The organism is Streptomyces sp. NPDC001732, assembly GCF_053596315.1.
In genome coordinates this window covers 126043-145803 of record NZ_JBSFFY010000015.1, presented here as the reverse complement: position 1 = coordinate 145803, position 19761 = coordinate 126043, and the positions used below count along the sequence as shown (strand labels likewise).

Below are 19761 nucleotides of genomic sequence, written 5' to 3'. Positions count from 1 at the left end.
GGCTTTTGGCTATTTGATCTGCGCATGACTTCCACTTCCTCCTTCGCACCCGGCCGGGCGAGACCCGTCCGCGCGGGGAGCCGGGCCCTCCTGGTGGCGACCTCGGTCGCCCTGGTCAGTGGTGCGCTGCTCCCCGTGACGGGTTCCGCCTCCGCCGCGGACCGGCCCGGGACGACCGGCCGTCAGGCCGCCGCCCCCCTCAAGGAGTACGACATCACCCTGCTCACGGGCGACGTCGTGCACTACGCGGACGGCGTCGGCAAGCAGGACACCGTCACCGTCGACCGCCCCGACGGCGCGGTCGGCGGCGTGCGCGTCCAGCAGGCGGGCGACGACCTCTACGTCCTGCCCGACGAGGCCCGGTCGCTGATCGCGGCGGGCAAGCTGGACCGCCGGCTGTTCAACGTCCGGGTCCTCGCCGAGATGGGGTACGACGACCGGAGGTCGGACGGCATCCCGCTCATCGCCACCTACCCGGCGAGCCGGGGCCGTTCGCTGCCCGCCGCCCCGCGCGGCGCCGAGCGCACCCGCGTCCTGGCCAGCATCCACGGTGCCGCGCTGAAGGCGGACAAGGACACCGCCCGGTCCTTCTGGAACGACATATCCCGTACCGAGAAGGCCCGTTCGCTCGACAACGGCATCGCCGGGCTCTGGCTCGACGGCCGGGCGAAGGCCGTGCTCAAGGACTCCGTCCCGCAGGTGAACGCCCCGCAGGCATGGGCCGCCGGCTACGACGGCAAGGGCACCAAGGTCGCCGTCCTGGACACCGGCATCGACGCCACCCACCCGGACGTCAAGGACCGCGTCCTGGAGGCCAGGAGCTTCGTCCCGGGCGAGGAGGTCGTCGACCGGCACGGCCACGGCACGCACGTCGCCTCCACGATCGCGGGCTCCGGCGCCGCCTCCGACGGCGCCAACAAGGGCGTCGCCCCGGGTGCCGGCCTGCTCGTCGGCAAGGTGCTGAGCGACGAGGGCTCCGGCGCGGACTCCGGCATCATCGAGGCCATGGAGTGGGCGAAGGCCGAAGGCGCCGACGTGGTCTCCATGAGCCTGGGCTCCCCCGTCCCGGACGACGGCTCCGACCCGATGTCGCGGGCGGTCGACGCGCTCTCCGCCGACGGCGGCCCGCTGTTCGTGATCGCCGCGGGCAACGCCTACGGGGCGGGCACGATCGGCGCGCCCGGCTCGGCAAAGAAGGCGCTCACCGTCGCCGCCGTCGACAAGCGGGACAACCGCGCGGACTTCTCCTCGATGGGCCCGCTGGTGCGGTCCCACGGCCTGAAGCCGGACCTCTCCGCGCCGGGCGTGGACATCAACGCCGCGGCCTCGCAGGCGGTCCCGGGCACCGAGGGCATGTACCGGTCGATGTCCGGTACGTCGATGGCCACGCCCCACGTCGCGGGCGCGGCGGCCATCCTGAAGCAGCGTCACCCCGACTGGTCCGGCCAGCGGATCAAGGACGCGCTGATGAGCTCGTCCAAGCGGCTCGACGCGTACAACCCGTACGAGCAGGGCACCGGACGGCTCGACGTGAAGGCGGCGATCGACACCACGATCGAGGCCACCGGCTCCGTCGCGGTCGCCACCTACGACTGGCCGCACTCCCCGTCCGACCCGGTCGCCGAGCGGACCGTCACCTACCGCAACACCGGTGCGAAGGACGTCACGCTCGACCTGGCCACGGACACGGACGCCGACGCCTACACCCTGTCGACGAAGAAGCTGACCGTGCCGGCCGGCTCCACCGCCGAGGCCGTGCTCTCGCTGGACCCGTCGAAGGTCGCGAACAACACGCAGTTCTCCGGCCAGGTCGTTGCCAGGAACGAGGCGGGCACCGTCGTCGCGCACACCGGCTTCGCCCTGACCAAGGAGCAGGAGCGGTACGACCTGACGCTGAAGCTCCGCGACCGTGCCGGAAAGCCGATGGACGGCACCGTCGTCGTGGGCGCGCTGGGCGACCCGCAGCTCCAGCCCGTCGCGGTGTCCGGCGAGACCACGCTGCGGCTGCCGCCGGGCAACTACACGGCCTGGACGGCCGCGGACGTCGCCGGTGACCGCCCCGACTCGAAGGCCCTGGCCTTCCTCGCGGCCCCCGAGATCATCCTCGGCAAGCCGACCACCGTCACCCTCGACGCCTCGAAGGCCCGCAAGGTGAGCGTGCGGACGCCGAAGGAGACCGAGACCCGGCAGCTGCGGTACGACATGGCGCGCACCGCACCGGACGGCACCGTCCAGCGCGACGCCTACCAGATCCCGATGATGTACGACCAGCTGTGGGCGAGCCCCACGGAGAAGGTCACCCAGGGCAGTTTCTCCTTCCTGACCCGCTGGCGGCAGGGCGAGAAGCTGATCGACCTGACGGCCGGTGGCCAGGACGTGCCGGTCGCCGTGCAGGGCGGTTCGCCCGTCGCGGAGAGCGGCGAGAAGAAGCTGGAGGCGGTCTTCGCGGGCAACGGCGCCGAGGCCGACTACCGGGGCCTGGACGCCAGGGGCAAGGCGGTCGTCGTCCGCCGCAGCGCCGCGGTCGCTCCCGCCGACCGGCTCGCCCACGCGGTGGCCGCGGGCGCCGGGGCACTGTTCGTCGTCAACGACGGCGACGGCGTCCTGATGGAGAGCTACACCCCCTACGGCACCGAGGCCGCCATCCCGGTCGCCTCGGTCCGGCGGCTGGCGGGCGAGAAGCTGATCGAGTCCGTCCGGCGCGGCACGAAGCTGACGGTCGCGCAGCGGAAGTTCGCACGCTACGTGTACGACCTGGTCGACCGCCACGACGGCGTCGTCCCGGACCGCCCGCTGGAATACGCCCCCTCGGCCCGCCAACTGGCGAAGGTGGAGAACACCTTCTACGGCCACGAGGACATGCTCGGCGGCGGCTACCGCTACGACATCCCGGACTACGGCCCGGGAATCGGCTTCGAGGAGTACGAGAAGTTCCCCGGAACCCGCGAGGAGTGGGTCACCCCGCTGCCCGGCGCCTCCTTCTGGTACGAGAACCACTCGGTGTTCAACGCGGACCGGACGGACTTCGCCCAGGAGATGCGCAGCGGCAGGATGGACTACACGGCGGGCCGCACCCACCCCGCCCAGTGGTTCGCCCCGGTCACCCGCCCGCGTCTTGGCACCGGCTACTGGGGTCCGTTCCGCTCCGTGTACAACGACATCCAGTTCAACTTCACACCGTGGACGGACGGCGGCGCCGGTCACTCGGGCGCCATGTCGGAGGACGAGTACGAGACCACCTCCACCGCCTTCTACCAGGGCGACACGCTGATCAAGAAGGTCAAGGGCCGGGCCGGGTTCGCCTGGGACGTCTCGGCCGAGAAGCTGCCGTACCGGTTCGTGCTCGACTCCACCCGGGACGGCGACGTGTGGAAGACGTCCACCCGCACGCACACCGAGTGGAACTTCGTCTCGGGCGCCATGGACGAGAACGGCCCCTTCCAGGCCGACATCCCGCTGCTCCAGCTGGACTACGCCGTCGACACCGACCTCGCCGGTGACGTGAAGGCCGGCCGGTGGACCGAGGTCGGGCTCTCCTCCGGCACGCAGGAGTGGCTGGACGGCGTGGTGAAGGCGACGAAGGCGTCGCTGTCGGTCAGCTACGACGACGGGAAGACCTGGGAAGCGGCGCAGCTGCGCAAGGACGCGGCCGGTTCCTGGACCGCCCGGTTCAAGACCCCGGAGCGGGCCGGCTCGTTCGTCTCCCTCAAGGCGCATGCCGAGGCGGCCGACGGGCTGGGCGTCGACCAGGAGATCATCCGGGCGTTCGGTCTGAAGTGACCTGCTGAGACCCGCCCTCGAAACGGCCGCACACCCCTCGTGCAGGGGTGTGCGGCCCCTCCCGTACCGCATGGCACCGGCTGCCGTCCGGGAGGACCCGGAGAGCCGGCCCTCCGGTCACGAACGGCTGACCGCACCACGGTCCACCGGACCCCGTGTCACCACCCCGCGTGCCACCACGACCGCGCACAGCAGCGCGGGAACCGCCGCGACCGCGAAGCAGACGGCCGGCGACAACCGGTCCACCAGCAGCCCCACGGCGGCGGCGCCCACCGAGGACCCGGCGTTGACCGCCGTGTTGACCCACGCACCCGCCCGGGTGCGCCCGCCCTCCGCCACGGACTCGTCCGCGACGAGATAGGCGGTGGTCAGGGCGGGCGCGACGAACAGCCCGGCAGCCGCGACCACCCCGGCCAGCACGTACACATCGGGCGACAGCCCGGCCACGGCCAGCGCCACCCCCAGACCGGCGGCCGACAGCGGCAGCCGCACCCGGTTCGACGCGCGCCAGGAGACGGCACCGTGGGCCAGCCCGCCGACCGCGCTTCCGGCCGAGAGCGCGGCCAGCACCCAGGTCACGGCCGAGCCCCGGTGATGCTGCTCGGTGAACGCCACCACCAGCAGATCCAGACCGCCCAGGCACAGCCCCACGGCCGCCGCCACGATCGCGGCGTGCCGCACCCCGACGAGGCCGAGCAGCCGCTGCCCGCGGGGAGCGTCCTGCCGGGCCCCGGCCGCCTTCGCCGCCGGGGCCGCGCCCCCGCCGCCCACCGCGGGCGAGGACACCAGGGCCAGGGTGCCCACCAGCACGAGCGCCGCACTGATCGCGACGCCCGCCGCGGGGACGGTGAAACCGATGACCACGCCCACCAGCAACGGCCCGGTGACGTACAGCAGTTCCTCGGCGACGCCGTCCAGGCTGTACGCCCGCCGCAGCAGCTCCTGTTCCGGGACGAGGCCGCTCCACAGGGTCCGCATCACCGGTCCCAGCGGCGGCGTGGAGGCACCCGCGGCCATGGTGAGCGCCCCCAGCAGGACCGGCGAGGCGCCCGGCCGCCAGGTGACGAACGCCAGGGCGGCGAGCAGTGCCGCGTAGGTCCCGGCCATCGGCGGCAGGGCCCGGCGCGGCCCGTACCGGTCGATCAGCGCGGCACGGGCGGGGGAGAGGAGGACACTGGTGGCCCCGAACAGGGCCATGACGGTACCGGCGACGGAGTACGAGCCGGTGACGTCGTTCACCGCCAGCATCAGGGAGAGCGAGACCATCCCGTACGAGAGCCGCCCCAGCAGGGCGGAACCGAAGGTGCGGGCGGCATGAGGGGTGCGCAGGACGGCGGCGTACGAAGGGGTGCGCGCAGGCGCGGGTGACGACGAGAGCATGAGGACGTTCCTCGTGAAGGGCAGCACGACGCACGGCGCTGCGGGCATGCGGGGACACCGAGGGGCCGCACCCGGTGCAACGACGGGGCGCGGTCGGTCACGGGGTCCTACGCACGGGAGAGGAACACGCCGGTCAAGGTACCAGGGCGGACGGCGCGTCGAGAGGGGCTCCGGGGCATCCGCGCGGAGCGGGCGGGCACGAGGCGCGCCGCCCCCGTCCCGGCGGACGGGGGCGGCTTCCTGGACGGCCGGGTGACCCATCGGCTGATGGAGGACTACTGGCCGACCGCCGACGCCGATCCGTCCAGCTCCGGGCCGGAGGCGGAATTCGCCGGGATCTGGCGCGACATGCCCAAGATCGTGTTCTCCTGGACCCTGGAGCGGACCGACTGGAACACCACGATCATGCGGGAGGTCGACCCCGAGGCCATCGAGGCCCTGAAGGCGCAGCCCGGCGGGGACCTGTGTCTCGGGGCGCCGGCCTCGCCGCGACCTTCATGCGGCTGGACCTGATCGGCGAGTACCGCCTCTACGTCCATCCGGTCGTCCTCGGCCGGGGCGAGCCGCTGTTCCCGGCGTCGGCAGGCCGGATCGAGCTGACCCCGGCCGGGACCAGGGCCTTCGGCAACGAGGTGGTGCTCCTGCGCTACGAGCGCCGCGCGGTTGCTCCACCGGAATGAACTCGCCGGGCCGCGGCGCCCCGAGCGGTGCCGCACCGGGCCGCACGGGGCGCCCGCCCCGTATAACGGCCGCACCGTCGCGAGATCTCATGAAAGGACCGGCGATGACACTCGGAGCCGATGAACGTCTGGCCATCTTCGAACTGCTCGCCCTGCACGGGCACTTGGTCGACAACGGTGAACTGGACCGGCTGGACGAGCTGGTCACCGAGGACATCGTCTACGACGCCTCGGCGCTCGGGCACGGCCAGCTGCGCGGGCTTGCCGCCTTCCGCGACATGGCACGGGCACGGGCCGCGGCGAAGAACGGGCCCGTTGGCCACCACGTCACCAACATCGTCCTCACCGAGGCCGGGGACGGCCGGGTGCACGCGCGGTCCAAGGGCATCGGCATCGGTGCGGACGGCGGGTGCGGCACCGTGACCTTCGAGGACGAGATCGTCCGCGGCGAGCATGGCTGGCGGGTCGGCAGGCGCAGGATCGTCCCGCACGGCGTGCCCTCCGGCGCGCCGGACGGGCAGGAGGCGCACACGGCGCAGCAGCGCACGTGACCAGGCCCGTCGCGGCCACCGGAGCCTGCCCGGCGGGAGGGGAACGCCGGTGGCCGCGACACGGGTCGGACCGTCAGTCGGTCAGCAGGCCCGAGGTGTCGATGACCTGACGGATCGCCCGGCCCGAGGCCAGCTCCTCCATCGCCGTGTTGATGTCGGCCAGCGGCAGCGTGCCCGTGTGCATCCGCTCCACCGGCATCAGGCCCGCCCGCCACAGGTCCAGGAACCTCGGTATGTCACGGCGCGGCACCGCGTCGCCCATGTACGAACCCAGCAGGGACTTGCCCTCGCCCGCGAACGCCAGCGCCGGTACCTCCAGCACCCGGTCGGGGGCGGGCAGGCCCACCGAGACGACCTTGCCGCCCCGGGCCACGGCCGTCAGACACTCGGCCATCACCTTCGGGCTGCCCACCGCCTCGACCGCCACCTCGGCGTCGCCGGAGGTGAGTTCGCGGATCAGTCGCGGGGCGTCGTCGGGGGCGAACGCGTGGGTCGCGCCCAGCCGGAGGGCCAGTTCGCGCTTCTCCGGGACCGGGTCGACCGCGACGAGCGGGTACGCGCCGGCCGCGCGGGCGCCCAGCACCGCGGACAGGCCCACCCCGCCCAGGCCGTAGACCACCACCGACTGCCCCGGGCGCAGCGCCGCCGTGTTGATGACGGCCCCGGCACCGGTCAGCACCGCGCAGCCGAACATCGACGCCACGGCGAACGGGACGTCCTTCGGGATCGGCACCACCGACTCCTGGGCCAGCACCGCGTGTTCGGAGAAGGCGGAGACGCCCAGCTGGTGGTGGACCGGGGCGCCGGACGCGTCGGTCAGCAGCGACGGGCCGTGCAGCAGTGCGCCCGAACCGTTCGCCGCGGCGGCCCGCGCGCACAGCGCCGGCCGGCCCGCCGCGCAGTCGGGGCAGAAACCGCAGCTCGGCACGTAGACCAGGGCCACGTGGTCACCGGGGGAGACCCGGCCGACGCCCGGCCCGGTCTCCTCGACCACCCCCACCGCCTCGTGGCCCAGGGCCATCGGCAGCGGACGGACCCGGTCGCCGTTGACCACCGAGAGGTCCGAGTGGCAGAGCGAGGCGGCCGCGACCCGGACCAGCACCTCGCCCTCGCGCGGGGCGCCCAGCTCCAGCTCCTCCACCTCGACCGGGCGGGACTCGGAGTACGGGCGGGCGGTCGACACGCCGCGCAGCACGGCCGCACGGGTCCTCACGCGGCCACCTCCGGACGCGGGGCGCAGCGCAGCACGTCACGGCTCTCCAGCAGCGGGACGACCCTGTCGAGCACGATCTCCCGGAAGTGCGCGGTGGCGCAGTGCGCGGTGAAGTCGGCCTCGGAGGCGTACTCCTCGTACAGCACGATCGCCCGCGGGTCCTCGGTGCCCTGGTGGACCCGGTAGGCGAGGTTGCCCGGCTCCTGCCGGGAGGCGGCGGCCATCGTGTCGAGCAGGGGGAGGACGGTGTTCTCCGCGCCCTCCCTGGTGCGGTAGCGGGCGACGACTACGTAGGACATGGGGGTTACTCCTGGGGTGGTGCGGCGGGCCTCTTCAGGGCGGTGGGCGGGACCGGCGGCAGCTGGTCCCGGCGCAGGTGCCAGAGGCGGGGGTCGGACGTGGCGGCGGCGGCCGAACCCAGGGCCAGCGCCAGCGCGACGTCCGCGGGGGACTCCACGAAGCCCGCGGCGATCGAGGGGGACATCGCGCGCTGGGCCTGCGCGCTCATCCGGCCGATGATCGGGGCGGGCATGATCTCGACCAGGTCCGGCGCCCCGCGCGAGATCGCGTCCGTGGAACGGCGCAGGTTGGACCGGTCGGTGACGAACACCTTCATCATCGTCAGCAGGCCGAGCGGGCGGCCCTTCTCTATGAGCGAGAGCCGGGTGCTGACCACGCCGTGCGCGCCCATGTTCTTGATGAACTCCAGCGCGCCCCGGTCCTGGGCCAGACCGGGGCTGCTGTCCACGTTCACGAACACGGTCTTCCCCGCCCGGCCCAGCGCCGGCACGACCTGGGGCAGTTGCCCCACCGCGAGCGAGGCGAGGATGCACACCTTGGCCGGCGCGGTCAGGAACTGCCGCAGCGGCTGGGTGCCGACGACCGAAGCGACGACCGGCACCTCGGCGAACACCGAGGCGAGCCGGGGGTCGAGCACGGCACCGGACCGGGAGGGGGAAGGGGTCATGGCAAGGACCTGCCTGGGAGGAGGGGTTGGTGGCTGCCGGCCCGGTGTCAGCTCAGCGGGGACGTACCGAATCGGCTGGGAAGGCCCAGTTTGCCAGGGTTGAGGATGCCGGCCGGGTCCAGGGCATTCTTCACCGCGACGAAGGTCGCGAAGCCCGCCCCGAGGGATTCCTCCAGGTAGGGGCCGCGCAGCAGACCGCAGCCGTGGTGGTGGCTGAGCGCCGCCGCGTGCTTGATCAGTACGGCGTTGGCGGCGTCCCACACCGAGCGGTACCAGTCGCGGCGCGACTCGGGAGCCACGTCGCCGCGCAGCGAGAAGTAGACGCAGGCGCCGTCGGTGTACGCGTGGGACTGGTGGGCCGAGGCGGCCAGGGTGCCGTCCACCGACTGGATCGCGGCGACCACCTCGTCGTAGATCACCGGGAGGTCGGTCCAGGACGCGGCCATCTCCAGGGTGTCGGCGACGAAGCCCGGACCCGGCTTGAAGCCGTCGGCGGACTTGCCCACCAGCATCCGCTCGTTCAGCCAGCGCTCGAAGACCGCCCTGCTGTCCAGCTCGGGGCCGTACTCCGCGCAGACCTCGGCCGCCACCTTGATCGAGGCGTCCACGACGGCCGGGTCGCCCTCGTCGGCGACGAGCAGCAGATTGGTCTCCGGGTGGCCGAAGTGGGTGCCCGACTCCAGGGCGTCGTACAGCCGCAGGACGGCCGGGGTGGCGCCGCGCTGCATGATCCTGCGGCAGGCGTCCAGCCCCTCGGCGAAGGTCTTGAAGCCGTACGCGACGGCGTTCGCGTACTCCGGCAGCGGGTGGACCCGCAGCCGCGCCGACACGATCACCCCGAGGGTGCCCTCGGAGCCGACGAACAGCTGACGCAGGTCCGGGCCGACCGCGGCGCGCGCGTAGTCGCCGTACGTGGCCCGGGTGCCGTCGGCGTGCACGACGTCCACGCCGACGACCATGTCCTCGATCTTGCCGTACCGGGTGGAGAGCTGACCGGCGCCGCGGCAGGCGATCCAGCCGCCGACCGTGGAGACGGCGAAGGCGGACGGCCAGTGGCCGGTGGTGACGCCGTACTCCTCCTGGAGCTGCTTCTCGAAGAGGTCGCCGAACATGCCGGCCTGGACGTCCACGATGTTCGACTCGGCGTCGAAGCCGGTGATCGCGTCCAGCCCGCAGACGTCCAGGACGACGCCGCCGAACACGGGCAGCGCCGCGCCCGTGACGTTGGAGCGGCCCGCGGACGGGGTGACCGGGACGCCCGCCTCGTGGCAGATCCGCAGCACGGCAGCGACCTGGTCGGCGTCGGCCGCCTCGACGACCACGGCGTTCGGCGTCGCGGGACGGCCCTCGGTCTCGCCGATCATCGACCCGGCCCACCAGTCGCGGGTCCGGGTGACGACCTCCTCGCGCGAGGTGTGCACCGCGTGCGCGGCCTCGCGCAGCGCCTCGACGACGGCCGCGGGAACCTCGACCGGGTCCACCTGGAGCGCGGCCTCGCCGTCCCCGACCGGGGTGTTGCGCGCCCACTTCGCGAAGCTGGGGGCGCCGACGGTGTAGTCGCCCCGGTTGAACGGATGGGTGATGGTCTGACGGCTGATCATGCTGCTGCCCCTTCGAGGAGTACGGACTTTTCGTGACGGACGGCCGCGAGGTACTCGGCGACCGAGCGCTCGACCTCCGCCTCCGTGAGGTTCAGTTCCCGGCCGAGGATCGCTCCGACGGCCCCGGCGGCGTCCACGGACGCGTCCCGGGCGAACAGCCGGGCGCGCAGCCGGCGCGAGAGCACGTCGTCGACCGAGCGGGCCAGTTCGGCGCGGGCCGCGTACACGACCTCCGCCTTCGTGTACGGGAGTCCCGCGACGACCGGCTCGGCCAGCGACGGGTCGTCCTGGATCAGGTCGCCGACGAACCGGGCCTCGGTGCCGAAGCGTTCGCCCAGGTGCGCGGCGATGCCGCCGGACGCGGCGACGGCCTCGGCGTCGTACCCGGCGCCGCCGAGCAGCGGGAGGTCGACGGTGCGGCTGCGGCCCCTGCGGCCGAGCACCGTCATCACCTTGTCGATGACGAGTTCGCCCATGTGCCGACTGGTGGTGAGCTTGCCGCCGGTCACCGTCACCATGCCGGTGCGACCGATGGTGATGTGGTGGTCGCGGCGCATGTCGAGCGTCGCGCCCTCCTTGCCGCCGACCAGCGGACGCAGACCGCCGATCGAGCCGACCACGTCGTCCGGGGTGAGCTTCCCCTCGAAGGCGGTGTTGGCGCCCTCCAGCAGGAAGTCCATCTCCTCGCGGGTGCAGTGCACGTCGTCGGGGGAGCCCCGGTAGTCCTCGTCGGTGGTGCCCAGCACGACGCTGTTGCCCCAGCGGGTGCAGGTCGCGCGGCGGGCCCGGCCGGGGATCGGCACGGTGACCGTGCAGTTGATCCGCACCTTGTCCCACGGCACCACGATGTGGACGCCCTTGGCGGGCCGGACCTGCGGCCTGTGCCCGTCGTCCGCCTTCGCGTCCAGCTCGTCGGTCCACACCCCGGTGGCGTTGACGACGGCGCGGGCGCGGATGTCGATGCTGTCGCCGTCCGCCGAGACCCGGGCCCCGGACACCCTGCCCGCCCGCATCAGCAGGCCCTCGGCCCCGGCCCCGTTGAGGACCGTCGCGCCGAGCGCGGCGGCGGTGCGGACGATGGTGAGGACGAGCCGGGCGTCATCGGTGCGGGCGTCGAAGTACATCAGCCCGCCCTTGAGGTTCTCCGAGCGCAGCGTCGGCGCCTGCGCGAGGACCTCGGGAACGGTGAGCCGCTGGTGGAGCTTGCCGATCCGCCACCCCCCGACCAGGTCGTACGTCCACAGCAGCCCCTCGAAACCCTTGGCCAGACGGGCGTCGAACACCCCCTCCTTCTCCAGCACCGGGAAGAGGAACGGCAGCCGGTGCACCAGGTGCGGGGCGTTCTTCCGGAAGCGGTGCCGCTCCAGGAGCGAATGACGGACCAGATTGACGTTGCCCTGCTCGATGTAGCGCAGACCGCCGTGCACCATCTTCGAGGACTTCGACGAGGTGCCGGACGCGAAGTCGTCCTTCTCGACCAGGGCCGCGCGCAGACCGCGCGAGACCGCGTCGAGCACGGCGTACGCCCCGGTGATGCCGCCGCCGATGACGAGCACGTCGTAGGTGTCGTCGGCCAGCCGGCGCTTGAGGGCCGCCCGGTCGAGCAGCAGGGGCGTACGGCGGGTCGCCGCGGCGGAGCGCCGCGGTTTCCTGGCGGGCATGGTGATCACAACATCAACTCCTGGTGTTCCGGTGCGGTGGCCGCGTGGTCGGGTGCGGCCACCGGGGCGACGGCCGGGGCCGTCAGCGAGGGTCATGGGGTTCGGGGGCCTTCAGCGGGAGCAGCGCGGGATCGTCCAGATGGGCGATCAGCACGTCACGCCAGGCGCACCGCTGGGCGGCGCGTTCGGCCGCCGTGATCGAGGGTTCGAAGATCCGGCCCTGCGGCTGCGCCTCGACGACCTCTTCGAGCGAGGACCACAGGCCCTGGGCCACCCCGGCCAGATAGGCGGTGCCGCGCAGGCTCGCGGTCGCGGAGTCGGAGACCCGTTCCAGTGGCAGACCGGTCAGGTCGGCCTGGATCCGCATGAGCGGGTCGCTGCCGGAGACTCCGCCGCCGACCCGGAGCCGGGTGAACGGGGTGCCCATGGTGTCGGCGACGCCGTCGATCAGGTCGCACACCGAGTGCGCGATCCCGTCGAGGACGGCGCGTGCGAGATCGGCGCGGGTGGTGGCGAGGGTGAGCCCGGTGAGGGAGGCGGTGGCCTCCGGGTGCCAGACCGGCGTACGGACCCCGGCGAGCGCCGGGACGAAACGCGGGGTGCGGCCCGGCCGGGTGGGGACCCGGCCCGCTTCCTCACCGAGCTCCTTCGGCGAGGCGAACAGCCCCAGGCCGTCGCAGAGCCAGCGCAGCGCCGAACCCGCCGTGGAGGTGTACGCCTCCAGGCTGTAGTGGCTGGTGCCGCCCTGCCGCCGGCCGGGCTGGGCGAGCACCCCGGAGATGTCCGGCCGGGGCAGGGCGGGCGTGGTGCCGGTCGCCGCGTCGACGAAGGCGCCGGTCCCGTACACGCACATGCCCTGCCCGGCGGCGAGGCCGCCGAGCGCGACGAGTGCGGCGTGCTGGTCGCCCATGGAGGCGGCCAGCGGGACGGCGATGCCGAGGGCGGCCGGGTCGGTGGTGCCGAATCCGGCGTCGTCGGAGCGGAGCTCCGGCAGCAGGTCGAGGGGGAAGCCGAGGTGGCCGATCCACTCCTCGTCCCAGGCGTGCCGTTCCAGCAGGTAACCACCGGTGGAGGCGGCGTTCGTCGGCGTGGTGGCGTGCACGGCGCCGCCGGTGAGGCGCCAGATCAGCCAGGTGTCGACGGTGCCGAAGAGCAGTCGGCCCGCGCGGTGCGCGGCGGCCGTCTCCGGGTGCGCGGCGATCTGCCGGGCGGCCCAGAGGAAGGGGGAGCGGGCGCCGACCGGCCGGCCCTGACGGGCCAGCAGGGCGGCGTCCCACTCGGTCCCGTACGCGGTCAGCTCGGCCGCGTGGCGCCGGTCCTGCCACACCACCGCGGGCAGCAGCGGCCGTCCGGTGACCCGGTCCCACAGCATCGCGGTGGCCCGCTGGGTGGAGAGGGCCACCGAGGTGATCCCGATGCCCTCCGCACGGGCCCGGCCGACGGCCCGGCGCGCCACCTCGACGGTGGCGGTCCAGATCTCCATCGGGTCCTGCTCGACCGAGAGGTCGTCCGGGTGGGCGACCTGGATCGACCGGTAGAACACCTCGTGGGCGGCCCCGGAGTCGAGGACGACCCCGGCCCTGGTGCCCGTGGTGCCCTCGTCGATGGACAGCACACCGCGCCGTGGGGCGGCGCCGGGGAACGTCTGCGTCATGGCAGCCCTTTCGTTGCGGGCATCGCGAGCGAGCCGTGCGGAGGGATACGGAGGGGAGGGGACCATCGTGGGGTGCGACGGGCCCGGCGGCCGGTCAGCGCGCGGCCGCGGAGCGGGTGGATTCCGGCGCGTCGGTCCGGGCGGCGGACCCGCCCCGTCCGGCGACCTCGTCGGGGGAGGCGGCCCTCGTCGGGTCCCACTTGATCGCCAGACAGGTGATCAGGCCGAGCAGCGGCACGACGGAGAGCACCAGGAAGGTGTCGGCGAGCCCGAGGGAGTCCTTGATCTGCGGGAAGACGTACAGCCCGACGACGCTGCCGAAACTGCCGACCATCCCGGTGACCCCGGTGCCGAGCGCGCGGACGTCACTGCTGTACGAGAGCGCGGCGATGGACTTTCCGTTGGCGCCGGGGCCCGCGGAGTGGCAGAGGATGAACAGCACCGGCAGCAGGAACGCCACGGCCGTGGGCACCTTCTCGAAGGTCAGCCCCATCGCGAGCAGCGCCACGAAGACCCCGGCGAACCCGGCGGCGGAGCTGAGCCGCAGCCCGAGCCGGCGGCCGAAGTACGCGGAGAGGAGACCGCCCGCGATGCCGAAGGCGTTGAAGACCATCGAGCCGATCGTCGCCTTCTCGAAGCTCTCGCCGAAGATCGCCAGGCTGATCAGCGGGAGGTACCAGCCGACCGCGAAGTACTGCATCGACTGCCCGAGCGAGATGACCGAGGAGAGGACCGTCCGGGGCAGGTACTCGCCCTTGAACAGCAGCCCGGCCTGGCGGAAGCCGATGGCGGGTGCCTCGGCCGCGGCCCGGGTCACCTCGTCGGGCCGGCCGGCGACGGCCTCGATCCCGTAGATCCGGTCCAGGTTGGCGACGGCCTCGTCCAGCCGGCCCTTGCTCGCCAGCCAGGTGGGACTCTCCTTGAGCATCAGCCACTGGCCCACCAGCAGGACGCCCGCGACGACCGCGGCCGAGCCGACCGACCAGCGCCAGATGTCCGCGCCGACGTCCAGGTTGAAGAAGACCAGGGCGAGCGCGAGGTTGCTGGTGGTGGCGACGTACCAGACGGCCTGCCACAGGTTCAGCCGACCGCCCAGCTTCGCGGGGGTGTACTCGGCGAGCAGCGCCATGGCGACGGCGAAGTCGACGCCGTACGCGACCCCCACCAGGACCCGGCCGAGCCAGACCGTGGTGAAGTCACCGGCGAAGGCGGCCAGCAGGGCCCCCGCGATGGCGAACACCTTGGCGATGAGCAGCGGGGGGACGCGGCCGATCCGGGTGGCGAGCCAGCCGCCCACCGGGTTGAAGACGATCGCCAGGGCCGGAGCGGTGGCCGTGAGTACCGACACCTGGGTGCTGGTCAGCTCCATCTGGGTCGTCATCGGCCCCAGACCGGCGCTCAGCGCGGCGTTCGAGTAGGCGTCGAGGAACAGCCCGCCGAACACGAGGAACCAGATGACCCGCGCCCGGCCGGTGATCCTTCCCAGCCCGTCGATGAGCGCAACGACGTCGCCGACGCCTTTGACACTCGGACGTTGTGCCATGAATCCGCCTTCGAGGAAGACCCATCGGTGGCACGGGGAGCACAGAAAAACAGGCACGACGAAACCACCGACAGGTGGTCTGTGTCTGTGCCTGTCAAAACACTGCGGAAAGCGCCGCAGCACGTGAACTGCAAGAAGTACGAACTACGCAGTGAGGTTAAGAACGAGTCGGGAGAAACGTCAAGGGTTTCCGGAAGGTTGCCCGGACATTGCGTGCGTACGACGCCGCGGGCGGTGCCCCGCCGGCCCGCCGTCCGAGTGGCGGGCCGACGGGCGGACGGGCGGGGCGGCACGGCACGGTCCGTGCCGCCCCGCCCGTGGCGGTGTCCGGGTCCGTCAGCGCCCGGCCTGCAGCGCCGCCCAGGTCTTGGCCCCCACGACGCCGTCGGCCACCAGGCCCCGGCTCGTCTGGTAGCTGCGCACCGCGGTCGTCGTCGCCGGTCCGAAGCTGCCGTCGACGGCGACCGTCGAACCGAGTGCCGCGGTCAGCGAGCGCTGGAGCCGCTTCACCGCGTCGCCCGACGCGCCCTGCTGGACGGCCGTCGTCGAACCGGCCGACAACAGCGCGGTCCAGGTCTTGGCCCCCACGACGCCGTCGGCCACCAGGCCGCGCGCCTTCTGGTAGGAGATCACCGCGCTCTTGGTGGTCGGCCCGAAGCTGCCGTCCACCGCGCCCGCGTTCTGGCCCTGCTCGTTCAGCAGCTGCTGGACGGCCTTGACCTGGGCGCCCGTCGAGCCGCTCTGCTGGGTCGCGTACGCGGTGAAGCTCAGCCCGTCGCTGCTGTCGCCGCCACCGGTGTCCCCGCCGACCAGCTGCATGTAGCGGTTCCAGTCCCAGTACGGGCCAGGGTCGGTGTGGTCGTTGCCCGGCGCCTCGCTGTGCCCGAGGATGTGCGCCCGGTCCTTCGGGATGCCGTACCGGTCGCACAGGTGCTTGGTCAGGGCCGCCGAGGAGCGGTACATCGTGTCCGTGAACCAGGACGGGTCGTCGATGAACCCCTCGTGCTCGATGCCGAGCGACGAGGCGTTGGCGCTCCGGGCGTGGTACGCGGTGTCGCTGTCGCGCACCGTCTGGGTGATCTGGCCGTCGGAGGAACGCACCACGTAGTGGGCGCTCACCTCCGCCGCCGGGTTCTGGAACCAGCTGATCGAGCCCGCGTACGAGCCCTGCGTGACGTGGACGATGATCTTGTCGATCTTCGCCGTGCGGCCCTTGGTGTAGTTGTTCGTGTGGGCCGCGGCCCACAGCGCCGACGGGTAGTCGGTGCTCTGGGTGCGCACGCCGGTGGCGGAGAGCGAGCCCTTCTGCGGGGCTACCGGACGGCTCGTCACCGAGATCCGCTCGCCCCCGGGCGCGACGGCGTCGAGCCCGTCGGCCAGGAAGGTGTAGACGGTGTCGGCGTACAGGGTGGCGAGGGCCCCCTGCGAGCCGCTGTACCGGGCGACCACCGGGTACCAGGCGTCGATGTCGTCGCGGTCCCGGGCGTCGAGGCCGAGCTTGTCCGCGTGGGCGCGCAGCACCGCCGCGCCGCCCATGATGTTGGCCCCGGTGTCGGTGCGCAGCTCGGAGAGGGATTCGCCGGTGAGGTCGGCGGCCCGCTCCAGCGACCGGTTGGTGGGGTTGCTCACCAGGTGCATCACGCCGTAGCCGTTCGCCTGGCTGGGGCGTCCCGAGTGGCCGTCGAGGCGGGTCTCGCCGTAGCCGACGGCCGCGAGCAGATCACGCGGTACGTCGAACTCCGCGGCGGCCCGTGCGAACGCCCGGTTCATCGGGTGGTCGTCGCCCGGGGCGGCGAGGGCCGGGGTACCGGTCACGGTCAGGACGGTGGCGGTGAGGGCCGCGAGGACGGAGGCACGGCCCGTCGTGAGGGCGGCGGAACGTCTGGGCATACCTGCTCCTGCTCGGTGGGGGGTGTGGGGGAGAGAGGAATGGCCCCCGGGCCCGAGTGGGGTGGGCCGAGGGGCCATGAAGCCCGCCCAGACTATCTATCTGTTAAGAGCATGACAATCATCTGTCGGTGTGTCGAACTGCCCGTCACTCCAACGGAGTTGAGTCGACACCGAGAGTCGCCCGGAAGGGGCCGGCGACCTCGCCCGGAAGGCCCGGGGACCTGCCCGGCGACCGGGCCGCCGGTCGCCGGGCGAGGGCGGCCGGTCGTCGGGCAGGGACAGGGGCTCGGGGCGGGGAGCCGTCCTACCAGCGGTCGCGGTGGATGACGTCCGCCACCGGACGGCGCCGGACCGGGCCGAAGTTGCCCTGCGGCCACCCGACCGGGACGGCGGCGTAGGTGTGCATGTCCTCGGGGATGCCGAGGACCTCCTTCCACTCCTGCTCCAGCATCAGGTGCCAGATGGTGATGTTCGCGGCGAGCCCCAGGGCCCGTGCGGCGAGCAGGAGGTTCTGCACACCGGGGTAGACGCAGGAGCCCTCGGCGAGCGCCTGGAACCGTGTCCCGGTGTTCGCCATGTGCTCGGTCGCGGCCGGGCCGAGCGCCCGCGCGGAGGCCAGCAGCCCCTCCTCGTCCAGCCGGGGCTCCGGGAACCGGTAGCAGGGCACGATCAGTGCCGGGGTGTCGGCGAAGTGGTCGCGCTGGTACTCGATCGCGGCGACCATCCGACCGTACGCCGCCTCGTCCATGCCCTTCGGCGCGTACTTCCCGGTCGTCGCCAGATAGGCGTCCACGCACCGCTGCCACAGCGGCGCGAGACGGGCCATCACCTCGCGGTCCGTCACCACCACGTACTCGTAGCACTGCATGTTGCCGCCGCTGGGGCCCCAGACGGCCGCCTGTATCAACTGCTCCAGCGTCTCGTCCGGCACCGGTTCCGGCTTCAGACGGCGCATCGCGCGCATGGTGGACATCGTGGCGAAGAGCGCCGGTCCGTCGGTCCGATTCGTATCGATCGTCATGATCGCGGAGTGTACGGGCGAAGTGCGGCAGGAGGGAGAGGCGGATGTCTGCCCGGGAGGCCCTTCCCATGACCCCTTCCGGGTGGTTCTCCGTCCCGGACGGTTCCTCTCCCGGACGGGGCCCGTGACCGCCGACGCGCCGGGCGGCACGGGCCGATGGATTCGCACACCCGGCCGCCCTGCCGTCATACGGGGGAACGCGGACCGGTTTCTTCTTCGCGAAGGCGTATAAAGGGTTCCTCCGGACCGGCCGGCGTCCCCCGATGGCACTCACCCCTCACGCGGCAGGGCGTCACCGCGTACGAGAGCGCAGGAGCGCCGCATGAGCACGGCAGAAGAGATCAACGACTTGCTGGTGGCGAACTTCGGGACCGATCCCCTCGCCATCCATCCCGAGGTGCCGCTGCGTCACATCGGGCTCGATTCCCTGGCGTTGGAGGAGCTCCGGCTGCTCATCGAGGACCGGCTGGACGTCGACCTGGACGATGTGCACCTGACCTCGCGGGACACCGTCGGCCAACTCGTCGGCGCGGTGCATTGCAGGGTCGCCGCGTGACGGGCCGCCCTTACCGCCCCGAGCCGTTCGCCGCCGCCGTCACCGGGATCGGCCTGGTCACCTCGGCGGGCACCGGGACCGGGGCCACCTGGAGCGCCGTCACCGAGGCGTCGGACGCGCCCTCGGTCCTGCACCGGCCCGAACTGCACGGCCTGCCCTGCGACTTCATATACACCATCACCGACCTCGACCCCCGGGCCCTGCTCGGGGTGGCCACCGCGCGGCTGATGGACCGCTTCTCGCAACTGGCCGTCATCGCGGCCCGCGAGGCCGTCGCCGACGCAGGTCTCGACCCCCTGCTCTGGGACGGCGGACGGGTTGCCGTCGTCATCGGTTCCGCACACGGCGGACTGCCCTTCTACGACGAACAGCACACGGTCCTCACCGAACGCGGCGCACGCCGGGTCTCCCCGAAACTCGCCCCGCTCACCGTCGTCAACGGCGCCGCCAGCAGCGTCTCCACCGACCTGGGAGCCCTCGGACCGAGCCAGGCCGTCTCCACCGCCTGCTCCTCCGGGACCGTCGCCATCGGCACCGCCCACCAGATGCTCCGCGCCGGGGCCTGCGACATCGTCGTCGCGGGCGGCGCCGAATCGGTCTGCTCCCGGCTGCTGATCGCCAGCGCCTGCCAGTTGAAGGCCGTCTCCACCCGGCGCGACGACCCCAAGGCCGCCTGCCGCCCCTTCGACACCCACCGCGACGGGTTCGTCGTCGGCGAGGGCGCCGGACTCCTCGTACTGGAACGGCCGGAGCACGCCCTGGCCCGCGGCGCCACCATTCGCGCGCACCTCGCCGGTTACGGGGCCGCCTGCGACGCCTACTCCGCCGTCGCCCCCGACCCCGGGGGCCTGGGCATCGAACGGGCCCTGCGCACCGCACTCGCGGACGCCGGGGTCGACGCCCGGGACATCGGCCACGTCAACGCCCACGGCACCTCGACCGTCTCCAACGACCTCGTCGAGGCGACGATGCTGCGCCGAGTCCTCGGCGAACACCCCCTGGTCACCTCGACGAAGGCGATGACCGGGCACACGCTCGGGGCGGCCGGCGGCATCGAGACCGCGCTGACCGTCCTGGCGCTCCAGCACCAACTCGTACCGCCCACCGTGAACCTCGACGCCCCCGACCCCGGGATCCCCGTCGACGTGGTGAGCAAGGAGGCCCGGCGGGGAACGTTCGACGCGGCCGTCAAGACCTCGCTCGGTTTCGGCGGGCACAATGCCGCACTCGTTCTCACCAGGCCCTGACCGGAAACCGAGAGACA

16 protein-coding genes are annotated in these 19761 nt (G+C 72.8%); 6 read left to right on the top strand and 10 right to left on the bottom strand.

What is annotated here, in order from left to right:
• Positions 1 to 24 precede the first annotated feature (24 nt).
• Positions 25 to 3780 carry a S8 family serine peptidase gene (locus tag ACWCXX_RS17770; RefSeq protein ID WP_451128144.1) on the top strand — a complete coding sequence of 1252 codons (3756 nt, stop codon included), beginning with the start codon at positions 25 to 27 and terminating at the stop codon, positions 3778 to 3780.
• A gap of 117 nt (positions 3781 to 3897) precedes the next feature.
• Here ACWCXX_RS17770 and ACWCXX_RS17765 read toward each other — a convergent pair whose 3' ends face one another.
• The gene (locus ACWCXX_RS17765) at positions 3898 to 5160 is read right to left on the bottom strand and encodes an MFS transporter (RefSeq protein ID WP_451128188.1); all 1263 of its coding nucleotides are present in this window, start codon (positions 5158 to 5160) and stop codon (positions 3898 to 3900) included.
• A gap of 252 nt (positions 5161 to 5412) precedes the next feature.
• On the opposite strand from ACWCXX_RS17765, the gene ACWCXX_RS17760 reads away from it, so the two are divergent.
• The 3 genes from ACWCXX_RS17760 to ACWCXX_RS17750 all read left to right on the top strand — a co-directional run bounded on the left by ACWCXX_RS17760 (position 5413) and on the right by ACWCXX_RS17750 (position 6391).
• On the top strand, positions 5413 to 5673 hold the full coding sequence (locus tag ACWCXX_RS17760) for a hypothetical protein (RefSeq protein WP_451128142.1): 261 nt from the start codon (positions 5413 to 5415) through the stop codon (positions 5671 to 5673).
• Positions 5658 to 5840 (top strand): hypothetical protein, encoded by a 183-nt coding sequence (locus ACWCXX_RS17755; RefSeq protein WP_451128140.1) that lies wholly within the window; start codon positions 5658 to 5660, stop codon positions 5838 to 5840. The genes ACWCXX_RS17760 and ACWCXX_RS17755 overlap by 16 nt, the downstream gene beginning before the upstream one ends.
• A gap of 104 nt (positions 5841 to 5944) precedes the next feature.
• On the top strand, positions 5945 to 6391 hold the full coding sequence (locus ACWCXX_RS17750; protein WP_451128138.1) for a nuclear transport factor 2 family protein: 447 nt from the start codon (positions 5945 to 5947) through the stop codon (positions 6389 to 6391).
• A gap of 73 nt (positions 6392 to 6464) precedes the next feature.
• Here the strand turns inward: ACWCXX_RS17750 and ACWCXX_RS17745 are convergent, their stop codons facing one another.
• The 9 genes from ACWCXX_RS17745 to ACWCXX_RS17705 all read right to left on the bottom strand — a co-directional run bounded on the left by ACWCXX_RS17745 (position 6465) and on the right by ACWCXX_RS17705 (position 17941).
• Complete coding sequence (locus ACWCXX_RS17745) at positions 6465 to 7604, bottom strand: zinc-binding dehydrogenase (protein WP_451128136.1); 1140 nt, start codon at positions 7602 to 7604, stop codon at positions 6465 to 6467.
• Entirely contained in the window at positions 7601 to 7903 is a 303-nt protein-coding gene (locus tag ACWCXX_RS17740; RefSeq protein WP_451128134.1) for a putative quinol monooxygenase, read from the bottom strand. The genes ACWCXX_RS17745 and ACWCXX_RS17740 overlap by 4 nt, the downstream gene beginning before the upstream one ends.
• A 5-nt stretch (positions 7904 to 7908) precedes the next feature.
• Positions 7909 to 8571, bottom strand: coding sequence for a glycerol-3-phosphate responsive antiterminator (locus ACWCXX_RS17735; RefSeq protein WP_451128132.1), 663 nt, complete (start codon positions 8569 to 8571; stop codon positions 7909 to 7911).
• 47 nt (positions 8572 to 8618) lie between these two features.
• Complete coding sequence (locus ACWCXX_RS17730; RefSeq protein WP_451128130.1) at positions 8619 to 10172, bottom strand: FAD-binding oxidoreductase; 1554 nt, start codon at positions 10170 to 10172, stop codon at positions 8619 to 8621.
• On the bottom strand, positions 10169 to 11842 hold the full coding sequence (locus ACWCXX_RS17725) for an FAD-dependent oxidoreductase (RefSeq protein WP_451128128.1): 1674 nt from the start codon (positions 11840 to 11842) through the stop codon (positions 10169 to 10171). The genes ACWCXX_RS17730 and ACWCXX_RS17725 overlap by 4 nt, the downstream gene beginning before the upstream one ends.
• Positions 11843 to 11915: 73 nt before the next feature.
• Complete coding sequence (locus ACWCXX_RS17720) at positions 11916 to 13487, bottom strand: FGGY family carbohydrate kinase (protein WP_451128126.1); 1572 nt, start codon at positions 13485 to 13487, stop codon at positions 11916 to 11918.
• Positions 13488 to 13581: 94 nt separating this feature from the next.
• The gene (locus tag ACWCXX_RS17715; RefSeq protein ID WP_451128124.1) at positions 13582 to 15030 is read right to left on the bottom strand and encodes an MFS transporter; all 1449 of its coding nucleotides are present in this window, start codon (positions 15028 to 15030) and stop codon (positions 13582 to 13584) included.
• A 336-nt stretch (positions 15031 to 15366) separates the two neighbouring features.
• Positions 15367 to 16920, bottom strand: coding sequence for a peptidoglycan recognition protein family protein (locus tag ACWCXX_RS17710; protein ID WP_451128122.1), 1554 nt, complete (start codon positions 16918 to 16920; stop codon positions 15367 to 15369).
• A 304-nt stretch (positions 16921 to 17224) separates the two neighbouring features.
• Entirely contained in the window at positions 17225 to 17941 is a 717-nt protein-coding gene (locus ACWCXX_RS17705; protein ID WP_451128120.1) for a nitroreductase family protein, read from the bottom strand.
• 322 nt (positions 17942 to 18263) lie between these two features.
• On the opposite strand from ACWCXX_RS17705, the gene ACWCXX_RS17700 reads away from it, so the two are divergent.
• Complete coding sequence (locus tag ACWCXX_RS17700; RefSeq protein WP_451128118.1) at positions 18264 to 18497, top strand: phosphopantetheine-binding protein; 234 nt, start codon at positions 18264 to 18266, stop codon at positions 18495 to 18497.
• Positions 18494 to 19744 carry a beta-ketoacyl-[acyl-carrier-protein] synthase family protein gene (locus ACWCXX_RS17695; protein WP_451128116.1) on the top strand — a complete coding sequence of 417 codons (1251 nt, stop codon included), beginning with the start codon at positions 18494 to 18496 and terminating at the stop codon, positions 19742 to 19744. Before ACWCXX_RS17700 ends, ACWCXX_RS17695 begins: the two co-directional genes overlap by 4 nt.
• Positions 19745 to 19761: the final 17 nt, after the last annotated feature.